The sequence below is a fragment of the Comamonas sp. genome (assembly GCF_009360615.1).
GTDB lineage: Bacteria > Pseudomonadota > Gammaproteobacteria > Burkholderiales > Burkholderiaceae_C > Comamonas.
In genome coordinates this window covers 1-18,668 of sequence record NZ_SPEY01000053.1, presented here as the reverse complement: position 1 = coordinate 18,668, position 18,668 = coordinate 1, and the positions used below count along the sequence as shown (strand labels likewise).

15 protein-coding genes are annotated in these 18,668 nt (G+C 66.1%); 9 read left to right on the top strand and 6 right to left on the bottom strand.

The genetic code is table 11. The annotated features are described in order from the left end of the window. The first annotated feature begins 492 nt into the window (after window positions 1-492). The 5 genes from bioB (at window position 493) to E2583_RS15525 (ending at window position 5,995) form a co-directional block, all read left to right on the top strand. Window positions 493-1,485, top strand: coding sequence for a biotin synthase BioB (gene bioB / locus E2583_RS15545; RefSeq protein WP_254913495.1), 993 nt, complete (start codon window positions 493-495; stop codon window positions 1,483-1,485). Window positions 1,486-1,616: 131 nt separating this feature from the next. Continuing rightward, the gene (bioA, locus tag E2583_RS15540) at window positions 1,617-2,960 is read left to right on the top strand and encodes an adenosylmethionine--8-amino-7-oxononanoate transaminase (RefSeq protein WP_291597144.1); all 1,344 of its coding nucleotides are present in this window, start codon (window positions 1,617-1,619) and stop codon (window positions 2,958-2,960) included. Further along, entirely contained in the window at window positions 2,957-3,640 is a 684-nt protein-coding gene (gene bioD, locus E2583_RS15535) for a dethiobiotin synthase (protein WP_291597143.1), read from the top strand. Before bioA ends, bioD begins: the two co-directional genes overlap by 4 nt. Continuing rightward, window positions 3,637-4,833, top strand: a complete 1,197-nt coding sequence (bioF, locus tag E2583_RS15530; RefSeq protein WP_291597142.1) for an 8-amino-7-oxononanoate synthase — start codon at window positions 3,637-3,639, stop codon at window positions 4,831-4,833. The genes bioD and bioF overlap by 4 nt, the downstream gene beginning before the upstream one ends. 184 nt (window positions 4,834-5,017) lie before the next feature. Further along, complete coding sequence (locus E2583_RS15525) at window positions 5,018-5,995, top strand: porin (RefSeq protein ID WP_291597141.1); 978 nt, start codon at window positions 5,018-5,020, stop codon at window positions 5,993-5,995. 5 nt (window positions 5,996-6,000) lie between these two features. On the opposite strand, the gene alr is transcribed toward E2583_RS15525, so the two are convergent. Then, a complete protein-coding gene (gene alr, locus E2583_RS15520) occupies window positions 6,001-7,140 on the bottom strand; it encodes an alanine racemase (RefSeq protein ID WP_291597140.1) in 1,140 nt (379 codons plus the stop codon). A 132-nt stretch (window positions 7,141-7,272) separates the two neighbouring features. Between alr and lplT the strand changes: the two genes are divergently transcribed. After that, window positions 7,273-8,574 carry a lysophospholipid transporter LplT gene (lplT, locus tag E2583_RS15515; protein ID WP_291597139.1) on the top strand — a complete coding sequence of 434 codons (1,302 nt, stop codon included), beginning with the start codon at window positions 7,273-7,275 and terminating at the stop codon, window positions 8,572-8,574. An 82-nt stretch (window positions 8,575-8,656) separates the two neighbouring features. Continuing rightward, window positions 8,657-9,541, top strand: a complete 885-nt coding sequence (locus E2583_RS15510) for a DMT family transporter (protein WP_291597138.1) — start codon at window positions 8,657-8,659, stop codon at window positions 9,539-9,541. A 58-nt stretch (window positions 9,542-9,599) separates the two neighbouring features. Here E2583_RS15510 and E2583_RS15505 read toward each other — a convergent pair whose 3' ends face one another. After that, window positions 9,600-10,115 (bottom strand): AmiS/UreI family transporter, encoded by a 516-nt coding sequence (locus E2583_RS15505; RefSeq protein WP_291597137.1) that lies wholly within the window; start codon window positions 10,113-10,115, stop codon window positions 9,600-9,602. Between the two features lie 114 nt (window positions 10,116-10,229). After that, window positions 10,230-11,381, bottom strand: a complete 1,152-nt coding sequence (locus E2583_RS15500; protein WP_291597197.1) for a helix-turn-helix domain-containing protein — start codon at window positions 11,379-11,381, stop codon at window positions 10,230-10,232. Window positions 11,382-11,542: 161 nt separating this feature from the next. Between E2583_RS15500 and E2583_RS15495 the strand changes: the two genes are divergently transcribed. Both E2583_RS15495 and E2583_RS15490 read left to right on the top strand, forming a co-directional pair. Continuing rightward, complete coding sequence (locus tag E2583_RS15495; RefSeq protein WP_291597136.1) at window positions 11,543-13,669, top strand: PQQ-dependent dehydrogenase, methanol/ethanol family; 2,127 nt, start codon at window positions 11,543-11,545, stop codon at window positions 13,667-13,669. 74 nt (window positions 13,670-13,743) lie between these two features. Further along, window positions 13,744-15,174 carry an aldehyde dehydrogenase family protein gene (locus E2583_RS15490; protein WP_291597135.1) on the top strand — a complete coding sequence of 477 codons (1,431 nt, stop codon included), beginning with the start codon at window positions 13,744-13,746 and terminating at the stop codon, window positions 15,172-15,174. Between the two features lie 54 nt (window positions 15,175-15,228). Here E2583_RS15490 and E2583_RS15485 read toward each other — a convergent pair whose 3' ends face one another. The 3 genes from E2583_RS15485 to glcE form a co-directional block, all read right to left on the bottom strand. Then, window positions 15,229-15,981 (bottom strand): ProQ/FinO family protein, encoded by a 753-nt coding sequence (locus tag E2583_RS15485; protein ID WP_291597134.1) that lies wholly within the window; start codon window positions 15,979-15,981, stop codon window positions 15,229-15,231. Between the two features lie 76 nt (window positions 15,982-16,057). After that, the gene (gene glcF / locus E2583_RS15480) at window positions 16,058-17,311 is read right to left on the bottom strand and encodes a glycolate oxidase subunit GlcF (RefSeq protein ID WP_291597133.1); all 1,254 of its coding nucleotides are present in this window, start codon (window positions 17,309-17,311) and stop codon (window positions 16,058-16,060) included. Between the two features lie 18 nt (window positions 17,312-17,329). After that, window positions 17,330-18,478: a glycolate oxidase subunit GlcE gene (glcE, locus tag E2583_RS15475; protein WP_291597132.1), complete on the bottom strand. Its 1,149-nt coding sequence runs from the start codon at window positions 18,476-18,478 to the stop codon at window positions 17,330-17,332. Window positions 18,479-18,668: the final 190 nt, after the last annotated feature.

Sequence of the window (18,668 nt, the reverse complement as noted above, 5' to 3'; positions counted from 1 at the left end):
CGGCGCGAATGTCCAACAAGAGTTGAGGGAATTAAATCCGCCAGTTTGGGGTGTTTGTCCGCCTTTGCGCGGACGGCCCAGCACCGTTTCTGGCCCTGATCCAGGCCTTGTCCTGGCAAAAACCGCCAAATACTGTGTTTTTTTGCCGATATCTACGCTCTTCCTCGTTGAAATTCAACGCATGAATTCGATGCGTTGCGCTGAATTGAATGCACAAGGGTGGCAGTTGACGGAAGTTATGGCTGGCTGTTTCGAATGTGCGCTGAAAATCTGTCAAATGCACTGAAGTTGCGTCCAAAGATAGCGCTTCTTGCGGCAACTCTTTGGTGGGTAACTATTTGCATGCGGGCTCTGTAAATCCTTGATTTTTTTGCCCAAAATGCGCGGCATTCCCCCGATTGAGGAGAGACCGCGATGTCCTATTCCGTGCCCGAGCAAGACAACCCAGTGCGCGCCGCCGACGCACAGCAAGCCGCCTGCGGCAGCCAGACCATGCACTGGCATGCGCCGGCCAAGCCCGTCGCGGCCGCTCAAGCCCAGCGCTGGCCTGTGGAGGCAGTGCAGTCCTTGCTGGACCTGCCTTTTCTTGACTTGTTGCACCGTGCCCAGAGCGTGCATCGCGAGAACTGGCCTGCGGGCGAGATCGAACTGGCGACCCTGCTGTCCGTCAAGACCGGCGGCTGCCCCGAGAACTGCGGCTACTGCCCGCAGTCAGCCGAGTTCGATACGGGCGTTAAGGCCGAGAAGCTGATGAGCGTGGAGGAAGTCACCCGCGCCGCCAAGGCGGCCCAGGATGCCGGAGCCACCCGCTTTTGCATGGGGGCTGCCTGGCGCGCGCCCAAGGACCGCGACATCGAGAAGATGAACGAGCTGATCGGTGCCGTGAAGGGACTGGGCATGCAGACCTGTGCCACGCTGGGCATGTTGCAGCCGCATCAGGCGGCATCGCTGCGCGATGCGGGTCTCGACTACTACAACCACAACCTCGACACCGCGCCCGAGTACTACAAGGATGTGGTCAGCACGCGCCAGTACCAGGATAGGCTGGACACGCTGGCGGCCGTGCGCGATGCAGGCATCAGCGTGTGCTGCGGCGGCATCATCGGCATGGGCGAGACCGAGGTCCACCGTGCCGGCCTGATTGCCCAGCTCGCGAACATGGAGCCCTATCCCGAGTCCGTACCCATCAACAGCCTGGTGCCCGTGCCCGGCACGCCGCTGGCCGACAGCGAGCCGGTGGATCCGTTGGACTTCGTTCGTGTGATCGCCGTGGCGCGCATCACCATGCCCAAGGCCCGCGTGCGCCTGTCGGCGGGCCGCCAGCAACTGGGCGAGGCCGTGCAGACCCTGTGCTTCATGGCGGGAGCCAATTCCATCTTCTACGGCGACAAGCTGCTGGTGACCGGCAATCCCGATGTGGAGGCCGATATCACCTTGATGCGCAAGCTGGGCCTCAAGGGCCTGGGGGCATCGGCCGCGAGCTGATCCCTGATTCTTCCCCGGCCATCGCACCGGGGCTTTCTCATTGCAAATTGCATGGCCCTGCCTCCGGTGCAGGCCAGGCCGCGCTGCGCCTGCGTTTTGACAAGGCGGGTGATTCGCCTCAGGAGTTTTTGATGGACCACAGTCTTGCCCGCCGCAGCGTGCGCCATGTCTGGCACCCCTGCACCCAGATGAAGCGCCACGAAGCCGCGCTGCCGATTGCCATCGACCATGCCAGCGGGCCCTGGCTGGTCGATACCGAGGGCCGCCGTTATTTGGACGGCATCAGTTCCTGGTGGGTCAATCTGTTCGGTCACTCGCATCCGCATATCCGGGCGGCGCTGACCGAGCAGTTGCAGAAGCTCGACCATGTGATGCTGGCCGGTTTCACCCACGCCCCCGTGGTCGAGTTGTCCGAGCGCCTGGCCGGCCTGACCGGCCTCGGTCATGCGTTCTACGGCAGCGACGGCGCTTCGGCCACCGAGATCGCGCTGAAGATGAGTGCGCATTACTGGCGCAACCGGGGGCAGCCTGCCAAGCACCGTTTCGTGGGTCTGGCCGGCGGCTACCACGGCGAGACCGTAGGCGCGTTGTCGGTCACCGATATTGCGCTGTTCCGCGACGCCTACGGCCCTCTGGTGCGTCTGTCGGCCACCGTGCCCAGCCCCGATGCGCGTCAGGCCCGGCCTGGCGAGACCGCTGCCGATGTGGCACGCCGCGCCGCAGAGGGCCTGGAGGCCTGGCTCAAGGCGCATCACCAGGAAACGGCTGCCCTGATTCTGGAGCCGCTGGTGCAGTGCGCCGCAGGCATGGCCATGCATGACGCCGAATACCTGCGTCTGGCCCGGGCGCTGTGCGATCGCTATTCGGTGCATCTGGTGGTGGATGAGATCGCCGTGGGCTTTGGCCGTACCGGCAGCCTGTTTGCCCATCAGCAGGCAGGTATCAGGCCGGACTTCATCTGCCTGTCCAAAGGCTTGACGGGCGGCACGCTGCCCTTGTCTGCCGTGCTGACGACCGATGAGATCTATGCCGCCTTTTATGACGACGATGCTGCGCGCGGCTTTCTGCACTCGCACTCCTATACCGGCAACCCGCTGGCCTGCCGCGCTGCCGTGGCCACGCTGGAGCTGTTCGAGCAGCTGGACCCGCTGGCTGCCAACCGGCAACTGGCTGAAAAAATCAGTGCTGCATTCGCCGGGCTGAATGCTCACCCCCGCGTCAGCAACGCGCGCCAGCAGGGAATGATCTGGGCCTGGGACATCGATACCGCCTTGCCGGACTTTGGACAGCGCTACCACCAGGCGGCGCTGGATCTCGGTCTGCTGCTGCGCCCCATTGGGCGCACGCTGTACTGCATGCCGCCCTATGTGCTGGACGATGCCGATATCGCCCACCTGGGTCAGGCCACGCTGGCCGCGCTGAACACCACTTTGCAGCAAGAAGCGGAGCTCGCCGCGAAGAAGGGAAAAGCATGATCGGCTGTTTCGTCACGGGCACCGATACCGGTGTGGGCAAGACCCTGGCCAGCTGCGCGCTGCTGCATGCACTGGCAGGCCATCATCCGCGCGTGGTGGGCATGAAGGCGGTGGCCGCAGGTGCCGATCCCGACGGGCAGGGCGGCTGGGTCAACGAGGACACGGTGGCCTTGCGCGCGGCATCCACGCTGGCCGTGCCGTCAGCGCTGGACAATCCTGTGCTGCTGCCCGACCCCATGTCGCCGCACATCGCTGCCCGGCGCGCGGGCGTGGAGGTGACGCTGGCGCCGATTCTCGACGCCTACCGGCAATTGGCCGCCCAGGCCGATGCCGTGGTGGTCGAGGGGGCGGGTGGCTGGCGCGTGCCGCTGTCCGAGACTCTGTGTATTGCCGATCTGGCCGTGGCGCTGCAGCTGCCGGTGGTGCTGGTGGTGGGCCTCAAGCTCGGTTGCCTGAACCATGCGGTGCTGACCGCCGAGGCGATTCGCGCCGCCGGCTTGCCGCTGGCGGGTTGGGTGGCCAGCCGTGTGGAGCCACAGATGCTGGTGCCGGAGGAAAACATGGACTGGCTGCGCCAACAAATGGCACGGCTGGGGGCACCGCTGCTGGCCGATATTCCCTGGCAGGCCACTCCTGATCCTCGCCTGACCAGTTTCTCTTTGCCCAAGGAATGGCAATGACCGCATCTTCCAATTTCTGGCTGCAGGATATTCCACGGCAGTTGGCTGCCCTGGACGCCGCCGCGCTGCGCCGCACCCGTCGTACCGTGGCGCCCTTGCAAGGTGCGCGCATTCTGGTTGACGGGCAGCCCATGCTGCAGTTCTGCAGCAACGACTATCTGGGGCTGGCCCAGCATCCGGCCCTCGTCGAGGCGGCCTGCGCCGGCGCGCAGGACTTTGGCGTGGGCTCGGGCGGCTCTCCCATGGTCAACGGACATAGCACGGCCAATGCCGCGCTGGAGGAAGATCTGGCCCGCTTTGTGCAATTGCCCCGCGCGCTTTACTTCTATGCCGGGTTTGCCACCAACGCCAGCATCATCCCGGCGCTGGTGGGCGCGGACGATGCGATTTTTTCGGATGCGCTGAACCACGCCAGCCTGATCGATGGCTGCCGCCTGTCGCGCGCGCAGATCCACCGTTTCGGGCATGGCGACCTGGCCGCATTGGAGCAGTTGCTGGCTGCTTGCCCGGTGCAGCGCAAGCTGGTGGTGAGCGACGCCGTCTTCAGCATGGACGGCAATGTGGCGGATATCGAGGGTCTGCTGGCGCTGTGCGAGCGCTACGACGCCCTGCTGCTGCTGGACGATGCCCACGGCTTTGGCGTGCTCGGCCCGCAAGGCCGCGGCAGCCTGGCGGCCGCAGGGCTGACAGGGGCCAAGGCTTCGCCACGCGTGCTGTACATGGCCACGCTGAGCAAGGCGGCCGGCGTCTCGGGCGCCTTTGTGGCAGGGCACGAACTGCTGATCGAGTGGCTGCTGCAGAAAACGCGCAGCTACACCTTCGCGACCGCTGCGCCGGCGATGCTGGCGCGTGCCCTGCAGACCAGCTTGCAGCGGATAGAGCAGGAGAGCGCTTTGCGCGAGCAGCTGCAGGCCCGCATCGCCCAGTTGCGCGCAGGTCTGCAGCCCCTGTTGCAGGGCAAGGGCTGGCGGCTTTTGCCATCGGACACGGCCGTGCAGGCCCTGGTGGTGGGCAGCAACGACGCGGCGCTCAGCCTTATGGAGGGGTTGCGCCGTCATGGCCTATGGGTGCCGGCGATCCGTCCCCCCACCGTGCCTGTGGGCACGGCACGGCTGCGCATCGCCCTGTCGGCGCTGCACACCGAGGCAGACGTGAACCAGCTGCTGGCGGCGCTGCAGGAGCTGGCAGGCTGACCCTGTCGGGCGGCGGGATCTGCACTGTCAGGCCAGGGTCGCACCAGGCCCGGCTCCGGTCTTCGTCGATTTGACCGTTGTCAAACCGAACTCTCCGACCCCTGGTCCAATCACGGGCCCGTGGTGCGATCGCGCTTGGGCGCGTGCGGATTCTTGATTCTCAACCTCGCAGTCAGGAGCGATTTTGATAGGTTTTTCTCGAGGTCTGGTCGCGTCGCTGGGCCTGTGTGCGCTGGGTGCGGCATGGGGCCAGTCTTCCCAGGTCCAGATCAGCGGTCTGCTTGATCTGGGCATTTACCGCGACTTCAAGGGCACGGCGCAGCTGGGAACGATTCAACGCAGCCACCTCACTTTTTCGGGCAGCGAGGATCTGGGGGGCGGACTCCAGGCCACGTTTCGCCTCAGTCACCGGCTGGATCTGGACACGGGCCTGAACGAGGGGTTCGGGCAAAAGCCGTTCTGGCATGGAGAGTCCACTGTCGGCCTGCGTGGCGACTGGGGTCATGTGCGCATGGGGCGGGCGTTGTCGGCGCTCTGGGCCCATGACTGGAAGTTCGATCCCTGGGGCCATGTCAATCGCGTGGCTTCCTCGGCCTGGTACCAGTGGTTCTATTACGCGCCCACGGATCGAGTCAGCAACAATGGCTACCCCGAATTCGGACGCACTCCGAACGGCATTTTCTATGACTCGCCCACGCTGGGCGGCTATACCCTGCACCTGAGCGGATCGCCCGAGCCCACCCTGGGGGCGGGCGGAGGCAAGCCCTATGCGGCATCGCTGGAGTACGCCCAAGGCCCGCTGTCAGGCCTGCTGGCGGCCGACCGCAACGGCAGCGGCGACCGGGCCTTGTTCGGGGCCGTCAAGTACCGGCTGGGCGTCACGACGCTGATGGCTTCGACCGACGACAGCCGCAGGGCCCAGGGCCAGGGGCGCTCGCGCGTGCTCTCGGTCGGTGCTACGCACAAGTTGTCCGCTCAGACCACGCTCAGGGCCGGCGTGGGGCGGCAGAAGCTCGATGGCGATACCCATCTGTTCTGTTCGCTGGGCGCAGACCATGCGCTGTCCGGGCGCACCACGCTGTACCTGAGCGTGGGTCACCGGCGGCCGGACCACAAAGGCGGCAGCACCTCCCTGGGCGCAGGCATGTCGCACGCCTTCTGAGCCCATCAAGAACCCGCTGTCCTTGGCGCAGGGCCGGCGGGCCGGCCTGCACCCTCCACCACCTTGGGCACGCGGGGGGCCACGGCGCACATCAGCTCATAGCCCAGCGTACCGGCGGCCGCAGCCACTTCGTCGATGGGCAGCACGGCACCATTTGCGGCGCGGCCCCAGAGCGTGACCTCGCTGCCCAGGCTGGCCTTGGGCACTGGGCTCAGGTCCACGGCCAGCATGTCCATGCTGACGCGGCCGAGCGTGCGGGTGCGCACGCCATCCACGAGCACCGGCGTCCCGGTGGGGCAGACGCGCGGATAGCCGTCTGCATAGCCGCAGGCCACCACGCCCATGCGCAGCGCGGTGTCGCACCGAAAGCGCGAACCATAGCCCACGGTATCGCCCGGCTGCAGTGCCTGAATGCCTATGATTTTGGACGACAGCGTCATGGTCGGCTCCAGCCCCCAGTGAGCCGCGTCGTGAGCGGGAAAGTCGGGCGAGCTGCCGTAGAGCACGATGCCGGGGCGCACCCAGTCGCAACGCACATTGCCCTCATCGCCATGCAGCAGGGTGGCTGCGCTGTTGCTGATGCTGCGCTCGCCGGGCAGGTCCAGCGTGGCTTCGTGAAAGACTGTGAGCTGGTGGTCGATGCCGTGCGCCACGTCGGCATCGCTGAAGTGGGTCATGAACGAGATCTCGTCGACCTGGGGCAGAGCGTTCAGCCGGGCATAAGCCGCACGAAAACGCTCGGGCGTGAAGCCCAGCCGGTTCATGCCGCTGTTCATCTTGAGAAAGACGCGGTGGCCGACCTGGGTCTTGTGGGCGGCCAGCCAGTCGATCTGTTCGTCGCAGTGCACGGCATGCCAGATGCCGAGGCGCGAGCAGATTTCCAGGTCGCGCAGCTCGAACACGCCTTCAAGCAGCAGGATGGGGCCGCGCCAGCCCAGATCGCGAACGCGCTGGGCCTCATCCAGGTCGAGCATGGCAAAGCCGTCCGTCGCTCGCAGCCCCTCGAACACGTTTTCGATACCGTGTCCATAAGCGTTGGCTTTGATCACGGACCACAATTTGGCATCCGGGACGGCTTGCCGTACCCGCTCCAGATTGTGGCGAACGGCTTCAGGATGGATGGTGACAGTAATGGGACGAGGCATGGTTTTTCTCAATCAGACCAGTGGGATTCTGGCACTGTCAGCCGGAGCCTGCGTGATATAACCGCCAGTCACTTGCCACGGGGTCTCTTATTTCTTGGCATCGGTCCACCCGGTGCCGGTTACAGCTAATTCATGAAGCGCGGTTTCTACACCATCATGTCAGCGCAGTTTTTCAGCTCGCTGGCAGACAACGCCTTGTTTGTGACCGCTGTAGAGCTGTTGCGTGCCAATGGCGCCCCCGAGTGGCAACGTGCCGCCCTGGTGCCCATGTTCGCCCTGTTCTACGTGGTTCTGGCGCCTTTTGTCGGAGCCTTTGCGGATGCCTTGCCCAAGGGGCGGGTCATGTTCATCAGCAACGCCATCAAGGTGGTGGGCTGCCTGATGATGCTTTTCGGCCATCACCCCCTGATTGCCTACGCCGTCATCGGCCTGGGCGCGGCAGCCTATTCGCCGGCCAAGTACGGCATCCTGACCGAGCTGCTGCCGGCGTCCCAGCTGGTCAAGGCCAACGGCTGGATCGAGGGCCTGACCATCACCTCCATCATCCTGGGGGTGCTGGTGGGTGGCCAGTTGGTGGGGCCGACCATCTCCCAGCACCTGCTGGGCTTCGACTTCCCGTACGTCAACACCGGGGTGGATACTCCGGCCGAGGCGGCGATTGCCGTGCTGATCCTGATCTACATCGTGGCGGCCTGGTTCAATCTGCATATTCCGCTGACGGGCGTGGCCATGCGGACGCTGCGTGAAGACCCGAGCAAGAGTCTGTGTGCCAATCTGCGGGGCCTGCTGCCCGATTTCTGGCGCTGCAGCAAACGCCTGTGGGCCGACAAGCTGGGGCAGATCTCGCTGTCCACCACCACGTTGTTCTGGGGGGCTTCGGGCAACCTGCGCTACATCGTGCTGGCCTGGGGGGCCGCGGCCCTGGGTTACAGCACCACCCAGGCATCGGCGCTGGTGGGTGTGGTGGCCATCGGCACGGCCGTCGGCGCGGTGCTGGCGTCCATGCGCATGCGCCTGGACAATGCCACCCGGGTGATTCCCCTGGGCGTGCTCATGGGCCTGCTCGTGGTCTGCATGATCTTCATCGACAGTCTCTGGGTGGCCGTGCCCTTTCTGATCCTTCTGGGCGGTCTCGGCGGCTTCCTGGTCGTGCCCATGAATGCGCTGCTGCAGCACCGTGGCCACAACCTCATGGGTGCGGGCCGCTCGATTGCGGTGCAGAACTTCAACGAGCAGCTGGCCATCCTCGCCATGGGCGGTTTCTACAGCCTGTCCACCAAAATGGGATTGACGGCTTTTGGCGCGATCACGGTATTCGGTCTGCTGGTCGCCGCGACCATGGTGCTGATCGGCCTCTGGCACTGGAATAATTGCAGGAGACACCCGCAAGAGGTCGAGAAACTGCTGGACATCGCCCGCCGCGACTGTCATTGAAGCCCTGCGGCACATCGCGCCGCATTCACTACACAATCGATAGCTTCTAGCGCTTGCAGATAAAGCGCTAGAAGCCTTTTTTATGCATAGTCCACTGCCTGTATTCGCGCTGTTGCTCAATGCCCTGATCTGGGGGGTGTCATGGTGGCCGTTTCGCCTCATGCATGAGGCAGGACTGCATCCGCTGTGGGCCACGGCATTGATGTATGCCCTGGTGCTGGTCGGTCTGCTGACGCTGCGTCCCGTCAGCCTCAGGCTGGCCTGGCAATACCCGGTGCTTCTGCTGCTGGCCGCCAGCTCGGGCCTGAACAACGTGGCCTTCAACTGGGCCGTGACGGTGGGCGACGTGGTCCGCGTCATCCTGCTGTTCTACCTCATGCCAGCCTGGGCCGTGCTGCTGGCCTGGAGGTTGCTGGGCGAAAAGCCCACGCCTGTGGCGCTGCTGCGCCTGCTGCTGGCCTTTGGTGGCGTGGTGCTGGTGTTGATGCCTGCCGATGCGTCGCTCTCCGGGCTGTTTGCCGGTCTGACCCTGGCCGATGCGCTGGCCGTGTTTGGCGGCTTCATGTTTGCGCTGACCAATGTGCTGCTGCGCCGTTTTCAAGGCATTCCGGCCCAGGCCCGCATGCTGGCCATGTTTGCCGGCTGCATGGGCATGGGCCTGTTGAGCGCCCTGGCCGCCAGCAGCCTGGGCGTGGTGCCGGGCTTTCCGGCCTTCGACGGCAGCTGGGCCCTGGTGGCTGTGGGCCTGGCCGTGCTGCTGATGCTGGGCAACTGGGCCCTGCAATTCGGTGCCGCCCATCTGCCTTCGGGCGTGACCTCGGTGGTCATGCTCAGCGAAGTGGTGTTTGCCAGCGTCTCCTCGGTGCTGATCGCCCATGAGGCGCTTTCGGCACGCACGCTGGCCGGTGGCGCCCTCATCATGGGCGCGGCCTTGCTGGCGACCTTGGGCAAAATCCCGAGAAAGTAGCCCGCAGCGACACCAGGGCATCCTGCGGGAGCCGCGCCGCAGCGGAGCGCTGGCCGGGTTACAGGAGCTTGCCGGCCAGGATCAGGTATCCGGGCACCCAGCCCGTGAGCACGCCTTGGGCGATGCACAGCCAGCCCGTGGGGCGCTCAATGCCCTTCCTCAGGGCCAGCAGTGCGAAGAACAAGGCCCAGAGCACGGCCCAGGCAGCCCAGTTGACGCCCATCCACCAGTCCAGCCCCGAGCGGGCGTTGGTCAGCGTATCCAGGGCCACGGGAACGGCGGTGACCGCCACGAACAGGCTGAACCAGCCCAGGCCCCGGCCGTCGGCACCGCTGAAGCGATTGAAGGCCACCCAGAGATAGGTGAAGGCGAACAGCAGGGTCAGCGCACCGCTCTTGACCGATGCCGCGTCGGCCGCCGGGCCGAAGATGCTGGCCAGCCCGATGCATAGCGACACCACCCCGGTGAAGATGTTGATGACCCAGATTTCCTTGTCGGCAATCTTGCCCAGCATCCACAGGCCGTTGAGAAACAGCACAGCACCCACATAGAACAGCGACAAACCCAACCACATACACGCTCCTTGGCTGCAGGCCGGTGCAGCGCGGCGAGGATTGTGGGGCCGTGCGGGCTGGGGCGACCCCGGGGTGAACGCAAAAGAGTCTTGCGCCGTGGGTCGGGAATGGGCTCAGAAGCCCTCATCGCGACCGCCGCGCAGGCGGCGGTACAGCGTGCCGCGCGAGATGCCCAGGGCGCGCGCGGACTGGGAGACATTGCCGCCATGCTGCTCCAGCGTCTCCCGGATCAGTTGTGCGCTGTGCTCGCGCAGCGTCGCCAGGGGCTGCGCCTCGGCGATGGCCGGTGCTTCGATGACACCGGGGCGGGTTTCGTCCTCGGTGGCGCTGGTGTCCAGGTGCGAGCCCAAGCCGCGCGAGGCTTGCAGATGCACCTGCATCCAGACGCCCAGGCCGCCGGCCAGGCGCAGTGGCGCAGGAGCGGGCTGGGCGCTCAGGGGCAGCAGGCGGGACAGATCAAGGCCCAGCAGATCCAGGGTGCTGCACGCGTCTGGCCGGGGCCGGCCGACGAGCTGGGTGGCGATTCCGTTCATCCAGGCGATGCGGCCATCGGCAGCCACGCCCATCAGCGCCTGAAGCGGCGTGTGCAGCAGGGCCGGCGTCACCTGAAAGCGCAGCACCAGATGCTCGTGCGACTGCGCCTGCAGCAAGGTGTTTTCGATGGTCGTGGCGTACATGCCGACCACGGGACTGGCGTCGAAGCTGAAATGCTGCTCCTCCACCATCAGATTGAGCACCCCGGCCAGGCGGCCGTGCACGTCGCGTATCGGTGCTGCTGCGCAGCGGAAGGCATGTAGCTCGTCGAAATAGTGCTCGCCATTGGTGACGGTGCAGGCCTGGCCCGTGGCGGCGACGATGCCCGGGGCGGTCGTGCCCATGGCCTGCTCGGACATGTTCAGGCCGACCCGCTCGTCACGGGGCCGCATGGATGCCGGGGAGACATGGAGCACGATGCCCTTGTCGTCCGTCAGCATCACGCGTGTGCCGGTGCCCGCCAGAGCCTGCTCCAGGGTCGGCAGCTCGTGCTGCAGCGCGAGCAGCAGGCCGCGGCAGCGCTCCAGCGTGGCATGCAGCCGGCTGGGACTGACGGGGGCCAGGGCCAGCCGCCGTCCGGGGCAGTGCTGGCGATGACTGCGCAGCCAGGACTGGATGACGGCCTCGCTGACCAGCCCCGAGGGGCGTATGCCCGCCTCGAAGAACTGGCGGCGGGCCTGAACGGCCCGCTCCGCCGAGGTGCTCGAAAAGCACTGCTGTAGCGCGTCCATCGCGCGTGGCTCGTCAACGCTCATGTCATGTCCAGGCTGTTTGCAGCAGCGGTCAATGTGTTCCGCAATGGAACAGTTTCGGCCTGGGGAAATCCCGATCATGAAGAAAAGCAGGCGATACACCATGCTGTGCAGCACAGAAATCACAACAGGAGACATCGATGGAATGGCGGATCGACCACTCTCTCGGACGGCCCGGCAACAGGGCCTGGTGGCTTGCTGCATGCCTGGTCAGTGCAGCGGCTTTCGCCCAGGCCGACCCCGCAGCGCAGGCGGCTGCCGCCGTGCAGCGCGTCGATGGTGCCTTCATCCGCAGCAATGCCGCCAGAACGCCCGACTGGCCCACCATCGGCGTGGACTATGCCGAGACCCGCTACAGCCGCCTCGATCAGATCAATGCCGCCAACGTCAAGGACCTGGGTCTGGCCTGGTCGTACAACCTTGAATCCACGCGCGGCGTGGAGGCCACGCCCGTCGTCGTGGATGGCATCATGTACGTGACCGCTTCGTGGAGCGTGGTGCATGCCATCGACACCCGTACCGGCCAGAGGCTCTGGACCTATGACCCGCAGATCGATCGCAGCACCGGCTTCAAGGGATGTTGCGACGTCGTCAACCGCGGTGTGGCCCTGTGGAAGGGCAAGGTCTATGTGGGCGCCTGGGATGGCCGCCTGATCGCGCTGGATGCCGCCACCGGCAAGGAGGTCTGGCACCGGAATACCTTCGAGGGACAGAAGGGCTCGCTGACCATCACCGGCGCGCCGCGCGTCTTCAAGGGCAAGGTCATCATCGGCAACGGTGGCGCCGAATATGGCGTGCGCGGCTACATCACGGCCTACGACGCCGAGACCGGTGCGCAGCAATGGCGCTGGTTCTGCGTGCCCGGCGATCCGTCCAAACCCTTCGAGGACGAGTCCATGAAGCGCGCCGCCAAGACCTGGGACCCCGGCGGCAAGTGGTGGGAGGCCGGCGGCGGCGGCACCATGTGGGACAGCATGACCTTCGATGCCGAGCTCAACACCATGTATGTGGGCACGGGCAATGGCTCGCCCTGGTCGCACAAGGTGCGCAGCCCCAAGGGCGGCGACAACCTGTACCTGGCTTCCATCGTGGCCCTGGATCCCGACACCGGCAAATACAAGTGGCACTATCAGGAAACACCGGGCGACAACTGGGACTACACCTCCACCCAGCCGATGATCCTCGCCGACCTCCGGATTGACGGCAAGCCGCGCAAGGTCATCCTGCATGCGCCCAAGAACGGCTTCTTCTTCGTGCTCGACCGCACCAACGGCAAGTTCATCTCGGCCAAGAACTTCGTGCCCGTGAACTGGGCCAGCGGCTACGACAAGCACGGCAAGCCCATCGGCATTGCCGCAGCGCGCGACGGCAGCAAGCCCCAGGACGCGGTGCCGGGCCCATATGGCGCGCACAACTGGCACCCCATGTCCTTCAACCCCCAGACGGGCCTGGTGTACCTGCCGGCGCAGAACGTGCCCGTGAACCTGATGGACGACAAGAAGTGGGAGTTCAACCAGGCCGGGCCGGGCAAGCCCCAGTCGGGCACGGGCTGGAACACGGCCAAGTTCTTCAATGCCGAGCCGCCCAGGAGCAAGCCCTTCGGCCGTCTGCTGGCCTGGGACCCGGTTGCGCAAAAGCCCGCATGGAGCGTGGAACATGTCTCGCCCTGGAACGGCGGCACGCTGACCACGGCGGGCAACGTGGTGTTCCAGGGCACGGCCGATGGCCGCTTCGTGGCGTATCACGCGGCCAGCGGCGAGAAACTGTGGGAAGCCCCCACGGGCACCGGTGTGGTGGCCGCGCCCAGCACCTATATGGTGGACGGCCAGCAGTATGTTTCGGTGGCCGTAGGCTGGGGCGGTGTCTACGGTCTGGCATCGCGCGCCACAGAGCGCCAGGGGCCGGGCACGGTCTATACCTTCGCCTTGGGGGGCAAGGCCAGGATGCCGGACTTCGTGGCCCAGCGCACGGGCCAGTTGCTGCAGGGCGTGACCTACGACTCCGCCAAGGTCGAGGCCGGCACCATGCTGTATGTGGCCAACTGCGTCTTCTGCCACGGCGTGCCGGGCGTGGACCGCGGCGGCAACATTCCCAACCTGGGCTATATGGAGGCGAGCTATATCGAGAACCTGGCCAGCTTCGTCTTCAAGGGCCCGGCGATGGCGCGTGGCATGCCGGACTTCACGGGCAAGCTATCGGGCGATGACGTGGAGGCCATCAAGGCCTTCATCCAGGGGACGGCAGACGCCATCCGGCCCAAGCCCTGACGCCAGCGGACCGACGCATCGGTGGCCCCGGGTCGCGCACATCTCGTTTGATTCGATACCAAGGAAAGAGCTTCATGCAAGACCATCTGCAGTTCTACATCGACGGCCAATGGGTGAGTCCGGTCAGGCCGCGCAGCCTGGAGGTCATCAATCCCTCCAACGAGCAAGTCATCGCGCGCATCGGCATCGGCTCGGCTGCCGACGTGGACAAGGCCGTGGCGGCTGCGCGCCGCGCTTTCGGGCGCTATTCGCGCACCAGCCGCGAAGAGCGCCTGGCCCTGCTGGGCAAGGTGCTGGAGGTCTACCAGCGCCGTTACGACGACTTTGTGCAGACCATCTCGCGGGAGATGGGGGCACCGCTGTGGCTGTCCAAGGCGGCGCAGGCCGCCATGGGGGTGGCCCATCTGGGCTCCACCATCGAGGTCCTCAAGAACTTCGCCTTCGAACAGGTGCAGGGCAGCACGGCTGTCGTGCATGAACCCGTGGGTGTGGTCGGCATGATCACGCCCTGGAACTGGCCCATCAACCAGATCATGTGCAAGGTCGCCCCGGCCCTGGCTGCCGGATGCACCATGGTGCTCAAGCCTTCGGAGGTCGCCCCGCTCAATGCCCTGCTCGTGGCCGAGGTGCTGCACGAGGCGGGCGTGCCGCCCGGCGTCTTCAACCTCGTCAACGGCGACGGCCCTGGCGTGGGCGAGGCCATGTCCTCCCACCCCGACATCGACATGATGACCTTCACCGGCTCCACGCGCGCGGGCATTGCCGTGGCCAAGGCCGCGGCCGACAGTGTCAAGCGTGTGGCCCAGGAGCTGGGCGGCAAGTCCGCCAACATCGTGCTGGATGACGCCAACCTGCAAAAGGCCGTGACCCAGGGTGTGCAGGCGGTGCTGATGAACTCGGGCCAGAGTTGCAATGCCCCCACGCGCATGTTCGTGCCGCGCGCCCTGCATGCGCAGGCCGTGGAGATCGCCCGCAGCGTCGCCGCAGCAGCGACCGTGGCCGATGCGCTTGCAGAGGGGATGCACATGGGCCCCGTGGTCAGCGAGGCGCAATGGGGAAAGATCCAGGCACTGATCCGCAAGGGCATTGAAGAGGGCGCGACCCTGGTAGCGGGCGGCCCGGGCCGTCCCGAGGGGCTGGCCCGGGGCTACTTTGTCAAACCCACAGTGTTTGCCGATGTGGGCAATGACATGACCATCGCGCGCGAAGAGATCTTCGGTCCCGTGCTGGCGATGATTCCCTACGACGACGAGGAAGACGCCATCCGTATGGCCAATGACACGGTGTACGGTCTCTCGGGCTATGTGCAGTCGGGCAGCCTGGAGCGCGCACGCCGCGTGGCCTCGCGCCTGCGCACCGGCATGGTCCACCTCAACGGCGCAGGGCCGGACTTCGGCGCGCCGTTCGGCGGCTACAAGCAGTCGGGCACGGGCCGGGAATGGGGCGAGCACGGTTTCCGCGATTTCCTGGAAACCAAGGCCATCATGGGCTACGGCGCGGCCTGATTATTCAAAATCAATAGCTGAAGGCGCTTTGCTGATAGGCGCCGGCGGCTATTCCTATTGATTTTTCTGCTGGCGGCGGCGCGCGCGCTCCAGCTGCTGGACGACCTGGCGCGGATTCATGCCGTACATCTCGGCGAACTCCTGCTCCGAGGTCTGGCCGCTGAGCTCGAAGGAGCGCAGCAAAGCCTCGTCCTTGGCGGCGCGGGCGTCGGCCTCGGCCAGCGCATCGGCCACCAGGGCATTGGTCTTTTCGTCACGGCCCTGCACGCGCTCGGCATATTCCTCGCGTGTGAGGCCCGATGCTTCGTAGGCGACGACGATGCGGTTGCGCAGCTTGGGCGTCAGGTCTTCCTGCGTGCGCTGCTGGCGGCGGCGGAAGACTTCGATCAGCGCGTGGTGAACATGCTCGGGCAGGGTGGCTTCCACGGGCTGACCGTTCAGGTCATGGCGCTGCTGGCCGCTGGCCATCGCGGCCAGGTAGCGGCCGGAACGGGTGTGCTGCTGCAGCGCACTCTTGAGCGCGTCCTTGTCCAGCTCCGGGTGGGCGGCCAGCAGATCTTCGAAGATGCCGCGCTTGAAGGGCAGCAACTGCTCTCCGAACAGGGCCGGGTGCCACTGTGCCAGCTGCTCCAGCAAGGGGTGCTGCGGACGAGCGGCCTGCGGGGCGGTTTTGGCGGCGGGAGCCGGGTTCTTGCGGCCACGGCCGCCTCGGCGCGAGCGTGAGCCGGGCTGCGAGTCCTGCACGCTGTGCTGCGATGCCGCTTGCGTGGCTTTCTGCTCTTGTGATTCAGACACGATTTCAGTCATGGCAAAGCCCGTGGGCCTGGGAAAACAAAACCCCCAATCATGCCAGCATTGCAAACTGCAGTGGCATGCGGGGGTGTCAGCCGCCGGCCAGTGCCTGGTCCAGCAGCTCCACCCAGTGCATCACCGGGATCTCGGTGCCGTTTTGCAGATGGACGATGCAGCCCATGTTGGCCGACAGAATCGCCGCGGGCCTAGCGGGCGCGAACGGCTCGTCCAGTGCGGCGATCTTGCGGTCGCGCAGCTGGTGCGAAATTTCGGGCTGCAGCACCGAGTAGGTGCCTGCGGAGCCGCAGCACAGATGGGATTCGGTGCGCGCCACGCGCAGATCAAACCCCAGCTCGCGCAGGCCCGCTTCCACGCTGCCGCGCAGTTTCTGCCCATGCTGCAGCGTGCAGGGCGGATGGTAGGCCACGGGAGCACGGGGGACCGTGATGCGGTCCTTGAGCCTGACCACCAGCTCGGGCAGCATGTCGGGCAGCAGTTCGCTGAGGTCGCGGGTCAAGGCGCTGATGCGCGCGGCCTTGTCGGCGTATTGCGGCTCCAGCCGCAGCAGATGGCCGTACTCCCTGACGGTGACGCCACAGCCCGAGGCGTTCATCACGATCGCCTCGACCTCGCCGCGTTCCACCAGCGGCCACCAGGCGTCGATATTGGCGCGCATCTGGGCCTTGCCGCCGTCCTGGTCGTTGAGGTGGAACTTCACCGCGCCGCAGCAACCGGCCTTGTCGGCAATCACGGTCTGCACGCCCACGGCGTCCAGCACGCGGGCCGTGGCGAAGTTGATGCGGGGCATCATGGCCGGTTGCACGCAGCCTGCCAGCAGCAGCACCTTGCGCGCATGCTCGCGCGCAGGCCAGGCCCCGGCATGCTGGGCGGCCGGTATCTTTTCGGCCAGGGACTCGGGCAGCAGGCCTTTGACGGCGCGGCCCAGCTTCAACGCGGGGGCGAACAGCGGGGAGTTCATGCCCTCCTTGAGCAGCCAGCGCTGCAGCTTCTCGCCCGAGGGGCGCTCGACCTGCTCGTCGACGATCTTGCGGCCGATATCGACCAGGTGGCCGTACTGCACGCCGCTGGGGCAGGTGGACTCGCAGTTGCGGCAGGTCAGGCAGCGGTCCAGGTGCAGCTGCGTGGCCCGCGTGGGCGCCTGGCCTTCGAGCACCTGCTTGATCAGGTAGATGCGGCCGCGCGGGCCATCCAGCTCATCGCCCAGGGTCTGATAGGTGGGGCAGGTGGCGGTGCAAAAGCCGCAATGCACGCATTTGCGCAAAATGGCTTCGGCTTCCTGGCCTTCTGGCGTGGCACGGTATTCGGGCGCGAGATTGGTTTGCATGGGGTGCTGTCCTGGTTCTTACCAATGCGCCGAGAGACGGCCTACATTGAGAATGCCGGCGGGGTCGAAGGCCTGCTTGAGGCGGGCATGCAGCTGTGCCGATGTGCGGCCGGCCGGGCTGGCCTGCGCATGTGCATCAAGATCGCTGTGGGCGCTTGTCTGGCTGGCGTCTTCGGCTCTGAAAAGCGACGCGGCGCCACCGGCTGCCTGCGCCAGCTGCTGCAAGGCTGCGGCGACCGACCGTGGGGCCTGCACCCAGCGCTGTGCGCCATGCCAGTCGATCAAGGGACCGATGGCATCGCCGGGCAGTTGCAGCGGTGCCGTGGTTGCGGGAACGGACAGACGCCACAGACAATGACCGGCAGCGCGCTGCTGGAACCAGGGCAGGTTCAGATTGCGGCTGGCGCTCCAGTCTGCGGCGACAGCGTCGTTGTCCAGTCGCTTGCCGCCCAGCCGCAGCGTGGCGGCCTGCACGGCAGCGCGGGCGCCGCGCAGGCGCAGATAGAGCGTGCCCTTGCCATCCTCCTGCAGCCAGTTGCTGGCATTGAGCGGCAGAGGCTGGCCGCCCCAGCGATTGAGCCACTCCAGCGCCTGCGCCTGGCTGCAGTCGTCGAAGCGCAGCGTGGCCTCGGCCGGGGCCATGGGCAGCACCTTGAGGCTGACCTCGGTGATCAGGCCCAGCGTGCCCCAACTGCCCGCCATCAGGCGCGAGACGTCATAGCCCGCCACATTCTTCATGACCTGGCCGCCATAGCGCAGCAACTCGCCCTGGCCGTTGATCATCTCCAGCCCCAGCACGAAGTCACGTACCGCGCCCACGCTGGCGCGCGACGGGCCCGACAGGCCTGCGGCGACCATGCCGCCCACGGTGCTGTCGGCACCGAGGTGCGGCGGCTCGAAGGCCAGGCACTGGCCCTGGGCCGCCAGGTCCGCTTCCAGCTCGGCCAGCGGCGTGCCTGCGCGCACGGTCACCACCAGCTCGCTGGGCTCGTAGCTGACGATGCCGCTGAGCGCACGTGTGGACAGCGGCTCGCCCAGCAGGCGCAGGCCGTAGAAGTCCTTGCTGCCTGCGCCGCAGATGCGCAGCGGGGTCCTGTCACTGGCAGCAGCGCGAATGCGCTCGCTGAGCTGGTTGATTTGGCGGGTGGCTGAATCCATGGCCTGCATGGTAGCCGGGGCATCGCCCGGGCAGGAAGGCCTGGCCTGTGATTTTTTTGAAAAGCAGGCGTGAATAAAAAAGCCCCGCAGCTTGCACTGCGGGGCAACGTAATGAAACTGAACTTGCGAAGAGCCTGCCGCTTAGCGGGTGTAGGCCACCTCGCCATGGGAAGTGATGTCCAGGCCCTGGCGCTCGGAC